At 26.4% G+C, this 12,916-nt stretch carries 11 protein-coding genes; 9 read left to right on the top strand and 2 right to left on the bottom strand.

Annotation, left to right across the window (positions count from 1 at the left end; genetic code table 11):
- Positions 1 to 476 precede the first annotated feature (476 nt).
- Positions 477 to 2,678 carry a primosomal protein N' gene (priA, locus tag CRV09_RS00160; protein ID WP_136132131.1) on the bottom strand — a complete coding sequence of 734 codons (2,202 nt, stop codon included), beginning with the start codon at positions 2,676 to 2,678 and terminating at the stop codon, positions 477 to 479.
- Positions 2,679 to 2,912: 234 nt separating this feature from the next.
- On the opposite strand from priA, the gene rpmE reads away from it, so the two are divergent.
- The 3 genes from rpmE (at position 2,913) to metF (ending at position 5,815) form a co-directional block, all read left to right on the top strand.
- On the top strand, positions 2,913 to 3,125 hold the full coding sequence (gene rpmE, locus CRV09_RS00155; protein WP_136132130.1) for a 50S ribosomal protein L31: 213 nt from the start codon (positions 2,913 to 2,915) through the stop codon (positions 3,123 to 3,125).
- A 134-nt stretch (positions 3,126 to 3,259) separates the two neighbouring features.
- A complete protein-coding gene (metB, locus tag CRV09_RS00150) occupies positions 3,260 to 4,423 on the top strand; it encodes a cystathionine gamma-synthase (RefSeq protein WP_136132129.1) in 1,164 nt (387 codons plus the stop codon).
- Positions 4,424 to 4,924: 501 nt separating this feature from the next.
- Positions 4,925 to 5,815 (top strand): methylenetetrahydrofolate reductase, encoded by an 891-nt coding sequence (metF, locus tag CRV09_RS00145; RefSeq protein ID WP_136132128.1) that lies wholly within the window; start codon positions 4,925 to 4,927, stop codon positions 5,813 to 5,815.
- A 68-nt stretch (positions 5,816 to 5,883) separates the two neighbouring features.
- Here metF and argE read toward each other — a convergent pair whose 3' ends face one another.
- Complete coding sequence (gene argE / locus CRV09_RS00140; protein WP_136132127.1) at positions 5,884 to 7,035, bottom strand: acetylornithine deacetylase; 1,152 nt, start codon at positions 7,033 to 7,035, stop codon at positions 5,884 to 5,886.
- Positions 7,036 to 7,112: 77 nt separating this feature from the next.
- Between argE and argC the strand changes: the two genes are divergently transcribed.
- The 6 genes from argC to murI all read left to right on the top strand — a co-directional run bounded on the left by argC (position 7,113) and on the right by murI (position 12,759).
- Complete coding sequence (gene argC, locus CRV09_RS00135; RefSeq protein WP_136132126.1) at positions 7,113 to 8,117, top strand: N-acetyl-gamma-glutamyl-phosphate reductase; 1,005 nt, start codon at positions 7,113 to 7,115, stop codon at positions 8,115 to 8,117.
- Positions 8,118 to 8,140: 23 nt separating this feature from the next.
- Complete coding sequence (gene argB, locus CRV09_RS00130) at positions 8,141 to 8,917, top strand: acetylglutamate kinase (RefSeq protein ID WP_277870351.1); 777 nt, start codon at positions 8,141 to 8,143, stop codon at positions 8,915 to 8,917.
- Between the two features lie 29 nt (positions 8,918 to 8,946).
- Positions 8,947 to 10,164, top strand: coding sequence for an argininosuccinate synthase (locus tag CRV09_RS00125; RefSeq protein WP_136132124.1), 1,218 nt, complete (start codon positions 8,947 to 8,949; stop codon positions 10,162 to 10,164).
- Between the two features lie 60 nt (positions 10,165 to 10,224).
- Positions 10,225 to 11,613: an argininosuccinate lyase gene (gene argH, locus CRV09_RS00120; protein ID WP_136132123.1), complete on the top strand. Its 1,389-nt coding sequence runs from the start codon at positions 10,225 to 10,227 to the stop codon at positions 11,611 to 11,613.
- 301 nt (positions 11,614 to 11,914) lie between these two features.
- Positions 11,915 to 12,157, top strand: coding sequence for a hypothetical protein (locus CRV09_RS00115; protein WP_136132122.1), 243 nt, complete (start codon positions 11,915 to 11,917; stop codon positions 12,155 to 12,157).
- Positions 12,043 to 12,759: a glutamate racemase gene (murI, locus tag CRV09_RS00110; RefSeq protein ID WP_136132121.1), complete on the top strand. Its 717-nt coding sequence runs from the start codon at positions 12,043 to 12,045 to the stop codon at positions 12,757 to 12,759. Before CRV09_RS00115 ends, murI begins: the two co-directional genes overlap by 115 nt.
- Positions 12,760 to 12,916: the final 157 nt, after the last annotated feature.

Raw genomic sequence — 12,916 nt, 5'->3', positions numbered from 1 at the left:
AGCTCTTAATTTGGATTATAGAGCATCATGAGAAATATGGGGTAAGTTTAATGGGTTTCAACCCCTAATAAAATATGATTCTAACATGTTTAAAATAATAAGACCTATTTTTAAAATCAAATATAATTAATTATATTTGATTTTATCAATAGAATACTTCTATATTATCTATGTTTAAAGCTATATAAAAGATTATTTCTATTATTTCTCTAAATAATAGATTTTGTAAATTTATTAAATTCCTTTTAAAGGAATATCTTAAAGTTTGTCTAAAGTTATTATAAACAATATCCTTTAAAGATAATGATGCATTAATCCTTAAATTCTGCAATCAATCGATAAATATAAAATATTTTAAATTAAATTTAATTAAAATTGTTTCTTTAAATAGTTATTTTAATAAAAAATCTTGAGTAGACTATAATATAATAATTGTATTGATTTATATGATTTCAATGTCTATTCTATTAAAATATTTAAATTTCAGTTGGATCAATGTCTATAGTTAATTTAACTTTACGTGTTTCTGGTATTATATTAATTGATGGTAAAGATTTGTTAATTAACTCTTGTAATTTCTTGCGTGAAGGATGCTGTATTAAAAGATTCCAACGCCAACGTTTATTTATTTTAGGTTGCAAACATGGAGATGGTCCCATAAACCATATTAATTTATCATTTAATGAATTATTTTCTAATAAATTACGTAATTTTTGAAGCAATTGAATCACTTTTATATTATCAAAGTATTCTGCACGAAATATAGCATGATTAGTCCATGGAGGTAATAATACAGATTTACGTTCCATTAACGTTTTTTCAGCAAATGAAAAATATCCTCTATTTAGTAAAATTTTTAATAATGGATGATTAGGATAATGAGTTTGTAGCAAGACTTCTCCTTGTTTCTCAGCTCTCCCAGCACGTCCAGCAACTTGAATATAAAGCTGAGCGAAACGTTCTGTCGCTCGAAAATCAGATGAAAATAGTGCTCCATCCACATTTAATAGCGATACTAAAGTGACATCTGGAAAATGATGACCCTTTGTAATCATTTGAGTGCCGATTAAAATACAAGGTTCTCCGTTATTTATCTTAGCTATATATTTTCCTAATGCATTTTTTTTTCTAGTAGTATCCTGATCTATACGTATTATCTTTATATTAGGAAATAATTTATTTAATTTTTGTTCAATTTGCTCTGTACCTACACCAACTGGTATTAAATTTTTTGAATTACAGTTAGGACATCCATTATGTATGGATTTTGTATTATTACAATAATGACAAATTATTTGATTTTTACATTGATGTAATGTAAAACGACGCTGGCAGTTGTGACATTCAGCAATCCAACTACAATCATGACATAAAACTAAAGGTGAAAAACCTCTACGATTTAAAAACAGTAAAACTTGATTTTTAGCATACAAATGGCTTTGAATTTTCTTGATAAGAACTTGTGATAAACCACCAATTAATGCTAATCCTTTAAGATCTATAACTTGTTGTAATACTAATTTAGCATTACCAACACGCTTCATTAAGCTTAACTGACGATATTTACCCTTAATTACATTATGTAATGTTTCTAATGCAGGAGTTGCCGAACCTAATACAATTGGTATATTTTCTTGACAAGCTCTAAATACAGCTAAGTCACGAGCCTGGTATTTCCAACCTTCTTGTTGCTTATAAGAATTATCGTGTTCTTCATCTATAATAATTATACCAAGTCGTGCTAGTGGAGTAAATAAAGCTGAGCGAGTCCCAATTACAATAGCACTTTCACCACGTTTAGCTCTTAACCATACAGAAAGGCGTTCATTATTATTTAATGAAGAATGAAGTAAATCAATAGGAACATTAAAACGTTTACGAAAAGCATTAATAATTTGAATTGTTAAACCAATTTCTGGTACTAAAATTAATGCCTGTTGACTACGTATTAAAATATTTTCTAGTATTTGAAGATATACTTCAGTTTTGCCAGAACTTGTAATTCCTGCTAACAACCATGCTACATAGTGTTTATCTTCTTTTCTTATAGATTCAATAGCTGTAATTTGTTCTTTATTCAATATTGGTTTTTCATGTTGAATAGTTAAATTATTACACCAATTCTGTGTTGGTAGGTTGTATTCTTTGAGAGTACAAAGCCCTTTAATGCATAAAGATTTCATAACTTGATTAGTTATGTTGTATTGGTTTATATCGTTAAAAAATAGTGATTTTTTGCGTAATAAATTTAAGGCTTGTTGTTGTTTAGGTGCATTTTTAAGGTTTTCAATATTAATACAAATACCTTTTTTAGTAATTTGCCATAACAATTTTGAATGTTTAGATATTAATTTGCCTTGACGTAACAATGTAGGAATAGCGTGGTTTAAAACCTCTCCTAGAGGAGAATGATAATAATCTGAAGCCCATTTCAATATATTCCATAATGATTGATCAAATAAGGATTCTTTATCTAAAATTTCTTCAATTGTTTTTAGTCTTTTTTCTTGTATATTAGAATTATTATTATCATATAATGATACAATGATACCAATCATTTTTCTATTGCCAAAAGGTACTTTTACACGTCCCCCAATAACTGGCTGGATATCCTTTGGATATATATATGTAAATAAACGGTGTATTGGAATTGGTAAAGCAACTTGAACAATAAACATATTAATCCCTTTATAATTCAAAAAATAAAAATTATATCGGTAGTCTCATTAAATATTAATAAAAATAAAATTTATTAAAGTATGATTAATTGTACATTTAAGTCGTAAAATTAGAAATATTAGGTTATATAATATTACACAAATATATGGTTTTTCCGGTTTTAATTTACATTATCAATATGTTAATTATATATAATAAAAATATTAACATTAACTTTTATTTAAGGTTTTTATATGAAAAAAAATGTTCATCCTAATTATGAGATAATTACTGTTAACTGTACTTGTGGTAATGAAATTACAGTTCGATCAACTCTAAAAAATAAATTGAATTTGGACGTATGCAGTCAATGTCATCCTTTTTATACTGGTAAACAGCGAGATGTTTCAAGTGGCGGACGTATTGATCGTTTTAACAAACGATTCTCTTTAATTGATAAAGAGTAATGAATCTTTAATAAAATTATAGAAAGGAATGCTTATTTAAAATATTTAGCATTCCTATTTAAAGTAATATTAAATTATAAAGATACAAATATTATAAAACATCTTAGTTTATAAATTTTAGGAAAATTAATAATATGACCCTTAAACAGGCGACTATAGCAGTTCACAGTGGTTTAAATACCGACAAACAATATGGTTGTGTGTCTTCGCCTATCTATCTTTCTAGTACTTATAATTTTATTAATTTTAAAGAACCAAGAATTCATGATTACTCACGTCGTATTAATCCTACAAGGGATCTAATACAAAAAGCATTATCTGAATTAGAAAAAGGCGTAGGTGCTGTATTAACCAATACTGGTATGTCAGCAATCCATTTAATAATGATGAGTTTCCTTACACCGCATTCTTTATTAATAGCACCTTATGATTGTTATGGTGGAAGTTATAGATTATTTTATAGTATGAATCAAAGAAATGCATATCATGTGAAATTCATTAATCAAAGTGATATATCAGCATTAAATATAGCATTTGAAAAAAAACCAAATTTAATATTAATTGAAAGTCCAAGCAACCCTTTATTACGTGTTGTAGATATTACTAATATTTGTAAATTAGCCCGTGAAGTAGGTGCTATTAGTGTTGTAGATAATACATTTATGACTCCAGTATTACAAAATCCTATATCTTTAGGAGCTGATCTTGTTGTTCATTCATGTACTAAATATATTAGTGGTCATTCTGACGTATTAGCTGGTGTAATAATTGCAAAAGATCCTGAACTTATAAATAAATTAACCTGGTGGGCTAATAATATAGGTGTTACGGCAGCAGCATTCGATAGTTATTTACTACTACGTAGTTTACGAACCTTAATCCCTCGTATTGAAACAGCTCAAAACAATGCATTAAAAATAATTGAATATTTAAAAAGACAAAAATTAGTAAAAAAAATATACCATCCATCTTTAATAGAAAATGTTGGATATCAATATGCAATGAAACAACAAAGAGGTTTTGGAGCTATTTTAAGTTTTGAATTTGACGGAAATGATAAATTATTAAAATTATTTCTAAATTCATTAAAATTATTTACTTTAGCAGAATCTTTAGGAGGTGTTGAAAGTTTGATTTCTCATCCATCTTCTATGACACATGCAGGTATGTCCAGTGAAGCAAAATCTATAGCAGGCATATCTGAAATGTTATTACGTATTTCAGTTGGAATCGAAGATCATGAAGATTTAATTAATGACTTAGATAATGCATTTGAAATTATATCAGATAGTATTTAGTTTATTTTTTAGTTAATATTATTATATTAATTAATACATATACCTTATATATTTATCTATTATATTCAATATTATACTTACTGTATAACTTACCAGCAAAATAATATTTTTCTTTAATAAACAATTAATATATTTAATCAAAGATCAAAATAATAAATAATGTTTATTAAATATTTTATTTTAATTAAATTACTAAAAATCAAGTAATGCTAATTTCTAGCAAAATTAATTAATATTTAGAAATAAAATATAATAATAAAATGTTTAACTTATTATTTTTTTGAATCAATAATTTATCATAATATTATTAAATTGTTATTATTTAAGTAAATAATAACCAGTTTATAAATCATAAGAAGCTCTGTTTTAAATTTTAAAAATTATCTTATTAATTTAAAACAAATTACATATATTAAAAGGATTATATAATTTTTAAGTGAGTTATGTAATTTAATTAAGATTAGTAAATTAATATCATTTATAAGTTATAAGGTAAATGAGATGAATAGCTATTACACTAATCAACAGGAAAGATTAAATAAAAATAGGTTTGAATTAAATAAAAAATTTAACATTTCATTTGAATTTTTTCCTCCTCGTACTAAAGAAATGGAAAAGACTTTATGGAATTCTATTAATTTTCTTAGTAAATTAAAACCTAAATTTGTTTCAGTTACATACGGTGCTAATTCAGGAGAAAAAAAGCTTACATATAGTGTTACTAAAAATATTAAGAATCGCATTGGATTAGAAGCAGTTCCTCATATGACATGTATTAATTCTACACGTGACGAATTACGTAATATAGCATATAAATATTGGCATAATGGTATTCATAAAATTGTAGCATTAAGAGGCGATGTAAATAAAAACAATAACATTAAACAAAAAATGTATTGTTGTGATTTAGTATCTTTATTAAAAGAAGTAGGTGATTTTGATATTTCTGTTGCCGCTTATCCTGAAGTTCATCCAGAAGCAAAAAATGCACAAGCTGATCTAATTAATCTAAAATATAAAATTGATGCAGGTGCAAATCGTGCTATAACACAATTTTTTTTTAATATAGAAAATTACTTGCGTTTCAGAGATCGTTGTGTTGCTATCGGTATCGATGTTGAAATCGTCCCTGGTATTTTACCCGTATCAAACTTTAAACAATTAAAAAATTTTGCAAAAATTAGTAAAGTGCATATTCCTGAATGGATGTATAAAATGTTTGAGGGTTTAGATAATGATCCTGAAACTTGTAAAATGATAGGTGCGCATATATCTATAAATATGGTTGATATTTTATCTAGAGAGGGTGTTAAAGATTTTCATTTTTATACGTTAAATCGTCACGAAATGAGTTATTCAATTTGCCATGCATTAGGTATAAAACCTATATAAATTATCTTAAATATTATTTAATATAAATTTTCTAACATATTTCATTATTTAATCTTTCTTATTTTTCATTAATTACAAAAATAATGAACTATCCTAAAAATATTTTCATAAGCAGGTTTAATAAATGATATATCCATAAACTCATTTGGTTGATGAGCTTGATTTATTGAGCCAGGACCAAAAATTAAGGTTGGACATATATTCTGAATAAATGGAGCTTCTGTGCAATAATTTACTATTTCTAATTTTTTACCTAATAATTGTTGTATTTGTTGTATACTACTACTATTAGAACATTTATAAGCAGGAATAGGTTGATGTAATTGATCAATATATATTCTGTCTAACCAAATTTTTCTTATAGGTTTTAAAGCTTGATTAATAAATTTGTTTATATCATTAATAGTAAAGTTAGGCAAAAAACGAATATCTAAATGTAATTCACAGTAAGAACAAATACGATTAGATAAATCTCCTCCTTTAATACTACCAAAATTAACAATTAAATAAGGACTATCAGATTTATTATCATGATGATTTTTTATTACAATTTTACGTAATTTTGATAAGTGATATATTATTTTTTGTGCTATATCAATAGCATTAACACTATTGATGCTAGACATATCGCTTGAATGACCTGATTCACCTCTAATTCTAACGGTAATAGAAATATGTCCTCTATGCGAGGAAATTAATTTAAGAGAAGTTGGTTCACCTATTATAGCAATATCTGGTTTTAATGCAGTTAATTTTGAAAAATTTTTAGCTCCGATCATTGTTGTTTCTTCATCAGCAGTTGCTAAAATATATAAAGGTTTTCTTAGTTTGCTTATGTCAATATTACTAAGTACATTAATAAGTAATGCAAAAAAACCTTTCATATCTACTGTTCCTAAGCCATAAAATTTATTATCAGATTCAGTTAAAATAAACGGATCATACTTCCAAAAATTAGGATCACATGGTACTGTATCAGTATGACCAGATAACAATAAACCACCTAAACCTTTTCCAGTTGTGGCCAGTAAATTAAATTTGTTGCGTGTATTCGGAATAGAAGATAATGTAATTTTAAAACCAAGATCATAAAACCAGTTGGCTAATAAATGAACTAAACTTTCATTACTTTGATCTAAAGAAGGATCAATCGAACTTATGGATGGTATTGATATTATTTTACGATAACATTCAATAAAAGAAGGTGTTTTTATTTTCATTAATTATATCCCTTAATTTAAATTTAATTAATATATACAATCATAAACATATTCACTGGAAATAGCGATTTATCATTATGTTAAATACTTTAATTATTGGTGCTAACGGATATGCTGGTGTAGAACTTGCAAATATTTTAATTCGTCATCCTCATATAAAGATAATTGGTTTATTAGTTTCAGAAAATAGTATAGATATAGGAAAACCTTTATCTGAAGTTTATCCAAGAATGAAAAATATCATAGATTTACCGTTAATTAGTATTAAAAGCATGTCCTTTAAAACAGATAGAATAGATTTAGTTTTTTTTGCTACTTCTCATGAAGTTAGTTATAAATTAGTGCCAAATTTTCTTGATATGGGTTGTATTGTTTTTGATCTTTCAGGAGCATTTCGTGTTAAAGATAAAAAGTTTTATGATGATTTTTATGGATTTTCTCATAAAAATGAGAAAATTTTACGTAAAGCTGTCTATGGTTTGGCTGAATTTCAATGCGATAAAATTAAAAAAGCACAATTAATTGCATTACCAGGATGTTATCCAACTATTTCACAGTTAGCTCTAAGACCATTAGTTGATAATGGTTTAATCAATAAATCACAATATCCAGTCATTAATGCTATCAGTGGAGTTAGTGGAACTGGAAGAAAAGCAACTATAAATAATCATTTTTGTGAAATTAGTTTAAAAGCCTATGGCGTATTTAATCATCGTCATCATTTAGAGATTGTTAAAAATCTAGGAATACCGGTAATTTTTATTCCACATATAGGTAATTTTTCTCGAGGTATTTTAGCCACTATTACATGTTTATTAAAAATTGGCATAAAAAAAGAGAATATTACTAAAGCTTTTCATAATGCTTACCATAACAAACCTTTTGTTCGATTATATCAAAAAGGATTTCCAACATTAAATTCAATTGTTAGATTACCTTATTGTGATATTGGTTTTGAAGTAAAAGATAATCATTTAATTATTGTTGCTGTTGAGGATAATTTGTTAAAAGGGGCAGCATCTCAAGCAGTCCAATGCATGAATATCCGGTTTGGTTTTCCTGAAACGCAATCTATTATTTAATTTTAATACATATATAAACTATGATTAATCCTTTGGTTGTTAAGTTAGGTGGTTCTATTTTAGAAAAAGAAATAGCATTAAATAATTTATTTAAAACAATAGTGAGTTATCGCAAGATTGCTAATCGCTGTATAACCATAATTCATGGAGGAGGATCTATAATAGATAACTTAATGAATAAATTATCATTAAAATCAATAAAAAAAAATGGATTACGTATTACCCCATCTGATCAAATTGACATTGTTATAGCTGCTTTAGCAGGAATTGCTAATAAGAAACTCCTTGCCTTAGCGAAAAAAATAGGGATTAATGCTGTAAGTTTATGCTTAGGTGATGGACATATAGTTAACACTATACAATTTAATAAAAATTTGGGACATGTTGGCAATGCATTTATTGGTAAGCCAAAATTATTAAATATTTTATTTGATAATGATTATGTACCAATTATTAGTTCAATAGGCATTGATAATAAAGGTATTTTATTGAACATTAACGCCGATGAAGCAGCGACCGCACTAGCTTTAACTTTAAATGCTGACTTAGTTTTATTATCAGATGTACATGGTATCATAAATAATGAAGGAAACACTATAGCAGAAATAAATACATATGAGGCAGAAAAATTAATTTCTGAAAATATAATACAAAATGGTATGATTATTAAAGTAAGAGCTGCACTAACTGCGGCACGAACTTTAAATCGTCCAGTAAACATAGCTAGCTGGGAACAAGCTGATCAGTTAATTAATTTATTTAATGGATGTTATTCAGTTGGCACTAAGGTTTTTGTTTAATAGAATATTATGGAAAAGGATTTACATAAATGCAATTAAAAAACGTTAAAAAAATAGTACTAGCTTATTCAGGTGGGCTTGATACTTCAGCTATAATACCATGGTTAAAAGAAAATTATAATTTTTGTGAAGTAATTGCCTTTGTAGCTGATGTTGGTCAACCTTACAGTTGTTTAGATAGTGTAGAAAAAAAAGCAATAAGCTCTGGTGCATCTTCGTGTTATATAGTTGATTTAAAAGAAGAATTTATTAGCAAATATGTTTACCCTATATTACAAACAGGTGCAATATATGAAGGTCATTATCTTATGGGTACAGCTATGGCAAGACCTATTATAGCCAAAGCGCAAATTGATTTAGCTATAAAACTTAATGCCGATGCTTTATGCCATGGAGCAACAGGTAAAGGTAATGACCAAGTACGTTTCGAAACTACTTATGCTGCAATAGCACCAAAATTAAAATTAATAGTTCCTTGGCGTGAATGGGATTTACGTTCTCGAAAAGATATTTTGCAATATTTAAAGAAAAAAAATATACCTACGGAATTATCTATAAAGAAAATATATAGTCGAGACGAAAATGCATGGCACACTTCAACTGAAGGTGGAATATTAGAAAATCCATTAAATGCGCCTAATAAGGATTGTTGGATTTTGACTAATGATCCACTAGAAGCACCAAACGAACCTGAAAAAGTAATTATTAATATTAAAAAAGGGAAAATAATTGCAATAAATAATGAAATATTAAGTCCTTTTCAATGTTTAAAGAAATTAAATAAAATTGGTGCTAAACATGGAATAGGTCGTGTTGATATGATAGAAAACCGTTTAATAGGTATAAAATCAAGAGGTTGTTATGAAACTCCAGGTGGAACAATAATGGTTAATGCATTACGTGCTTTAGAGCAAATGGTTTTAGATCGTGAAAGTTTTAAATGGAGAGAACAAATTGGACATGAAATGTCTTATATAGTTTATGATGGTAAATGGTTTTCCCCATTAAGAGAATCTATACAAGCTGCTGCTAACGTACTAGCTGAACAATTAACTGGCGAAATAGTGATGAACCTTTATAAAGGTACTGCGACTGCTATTGAAAAAAGTTCAAAAAATAGCCTATATTCTAAAGATTATTCTACTTTTGAAGAAGATAGTGTATATGATCATCGTCATGCAGATGGTTTTATTAAATTATTTTCTCTTTCTTCTAAAATAAGAGCTCTTAAAAAACAAAATAAATAATTATTAAGATAAGAATATTTTATTCATTTTTATAAAAAACTAATTAAGTGGAGGGTTTATATGTCACTTTGGGGCGGAAGATTTGCTATGTCAATGAACAAAACTTTCAAAAAGTTTAGTGATTCATTGTATTTTGATTATAGACTTGTAGAACAAGATATTATTGGTTCTATTGCATGGTCAAAAGCATTAATGACAGTAAATGTTTTAAATACAAAAGAACAGCAATTATTAGAGAATACATTAAATTTAATATTAAAAAAAGTTAGTATTAATCCAGAAATAATTTTATCCAGTAATGCTGAAGATATTCATAGTTGGGTTGAAAGTCAATTAATCGAAAAGCTTGGTGAATTAGGAAAAAAATTACATACTGGTCGTAGTCGTAATGATCAAGTAACAACAGATTTAAAATTATGGTGTAAAGTTAATATTAAAAGATTGTTACAAGCACACTTAGAACTGAAGAAAAAATTAATAGCAACTGCAGAAAATACCCAAGATGTTATTATGCCAGGTTATACTCATTTACAACATGCACAACCAATAACCTTTGCATATTGGTGTTTAGCTTATCTAGAAATGTTGATTAGAGATGAAGGTCGTTTAAAAGATACTTTAAAACGTATGGATATTAGTCCATTAGGTTCTGGTGCGTTAGCAGGAACTACTTATGCCATTAATAGACAACAATTAGCTAGCTGGTTGGGATTTAAATCTGTTACTAATAACAGCTTAGATGCTGTTTCTGATCGTGATTATATATTAGAATTAATATCTAATGCAGCAATTGGTATGATACATTTATCGCGATTTGCTGAAGATTTAATTTTTTTTAATACTAATGAATTAAGTTTTATAGAATTAGCAGATGAAATAACATCTGGTTCATCACTAATGCCACAGAAAAAAAATCCAGATGTATTGGAACTGATTCGTGGCAAATGTGGTCAAGTTCATGGTGCTTTAACCGGAATAATAACAACCTTAAAAGGATTACCTTTAGCTTATAATAAAGATATGCAAGAAGATAAAAAATTTTTATTCAATGCTGTTGATACTTGGATTGATTGTATATATATGTCAGCACTTGTATTAAATAAATTAAAAATAAATAAAATACGATGCCAAGAAGCTATAAAAAAAAATTATTCCAATTCAACTGAATTAGCAGATTATCTGGTATCTAAAGGTATTCCTTTTCGAACAGCACACCATATAGTTGGTAAAATAGTATTAGAAGCAATTAACCAAAATTTAGCATTAGAAGAACTTGATTTAAATCAATTAAGAACATTTAGCTCTAAAATTACAGAAGATGTATATTCTATTCTTAGTATACAGTCTTGTCTTGATAAGCGTAACGCAACAGGAGGTGTATCTTTTAATCAAGTGTCACATGCTATTGAATATGCAAAAAAAATGCTGACAACTTCAATAGTTATTTAATTTTTTTTAAAAAATTAAAAAGTATCATTATTAATAAATAAAAACATCTGTTTGATTTAAAAGACATTCTTATATTAAAAAGAATTTAACTTAAAATATGTTATTAAAAACAACCAACATATTTTTATGTTTAAACATTGAATTAATGGTTATTGTAATTAATTATTTAAAATAATAAAATAATTCATATTATTATATATAATAATATATTAATTATATCAAATAGAATTAAATTTAAAAATGAATAACTCAAAATTAAAATTTTTTAATATCCTCAATAAAAATTATGGGATTGATTAGCATGTTGTTTATACAAGATGACATCACAAATGGTTTATCAGATTATAATCTAAAACCTATTGTACTAATTTTTGATTCTGGTATTGGTGGTATTTCAGTATACAAAGAAATTAAAAAAAAAATCCCAATATTCATTATATTTACGTCTTTGATAATGATAGCTTCCCTTATGGGAATAAAGATGATTTATTCATTCTTAAACGTATTATTAATATTATTGAAACAATATCGAAAAAATATTTAATATCTTTAGCTGTGATAGCATGTAATACAGCAAGTATAATTGCTTTAATTGAATTACGTAAATATCATTTATTTCCAATTATAGGTTTAGTCCCAGCTATCAAACCTTCAGTCCAAATAACAAGAAATGGTATAATAGGTCTTTTAGCTACACATAACACAATATATAGTAACATCGTTAGTGATTTAATATCTAAATTCGCTGGTAAATGTAAAATTTTAGCAATAGAATCTAGCAAACTAGTAATTTTGGCAGAAGAAAAATTTATAGGTAAAAAAATTTTTTTAGAAGATTTACGTTGTATTCTTAAACCTTGGTTAAATAATTTTAAAACACCTGATACCATAATTTTAGGCTGTACTCATTTTGTTTTACTACGTGATGAATTAAAAAAAATATTTCCTTTAAATACATATTTAGTAGATTCCGGTATAGCTATTGCTTACCGTGTAAATTGGTTATTAAAATATAAAAAAATTAAACTTGGATATTTAAAAGAAAACATAGCATACTGCACTTCTTTAAATAAAAAATCGAATCAGCTATCTCGTGTTTTTAGAGATTATGGTTTTCCAATATTAAAACAACTTATATTAAATTAATATTATTTTAAATTATGATATCAGATAGAGATTATAATATAGTCAAGATATTTATAATTAATCAGTATATTTAGACAAGAAAAACTTGACTAATAAGGTCAACAGAGTTAGCATAACGAATTATTATAATTATTATTAACAAAGCTCTTTAACAATT

The sequence above is a fragment of the Candidatus Pantoea edessiphila genome (assembly GCF_002933345.1).
GTDB lineage: Bacteria > Pseudomonadota > Gammaproteobacteria > Enterobacterales > Enterobacteriaceae > Pantoea_C.
This window is presented reverse-complemented; position numbering and strand designations above follow the sequence as displayed.

What these genes read in the sequence shown, in the direction of transcription:
- CRV09_RS00125 (WP_136132124.1), top strand. Translation starts at nt 8,947, where the DNA reads ATGCAATTAAAAAACGTTAAAAAAATAGTACTAGCTTATTCAGGTGGG.
- argC (WP_136132126.1), top strand. Translation starts at nt 7,113, where the DNA reads ATGTTAAATACTTTAATTATTGGTGCTAACGGATATGCTGGTGTAGAA.
- rpmE (WP_136132130.1), top strand. Translation starts at nt 2,913, where the DNA reads ATGAAAAAAAATGTTCATCCTAATTATGAGATAATTACTGTTAACTGT.
- argH (WP_136132123.1), top strand. Translation starts at nt 10,225, where the DNA reads ATGTCACTTTGGGGCGGAAGATTTGCTATGTCAATGAACAAAACTTTC.
- metF (WP_136132128.1), top strand. Translation starts at nt 4,925, where the DNA reads ATGAATAGCTATTACACTAATCAACAGGAAAGATTAAATAAAAATAGG.
- priA (WP_136132131.1), bottom strand. Translation starts at nt 2,678, where the DNA reads ATGTTTATTGTTCAAGTTGCTTTACCAATTCCAATACACCGTTTATTT.
- metB (WP_136132129.1), top strand. Translation starts at nt 3,260, where the DNA reads ATGACCCTTAAACAGGCGACTATAGCAGTTCACAGTGGTTTAAATACC.
- argE (WP_136132127.1), bottom strand. Translation starts at nt 7,035, where the DNA reads ATGAAAATAAAAACACCTTCTTTTATTGAATGTTATCGTAAAATAATA.
- CRV09_RS00115 (WP_136132122.1), top strand. Translation starts at nt 11,915, where the DNA reads ATGTTGTTTATACAAGATGACATCACAAATGGTTTATCAGATTATAAT.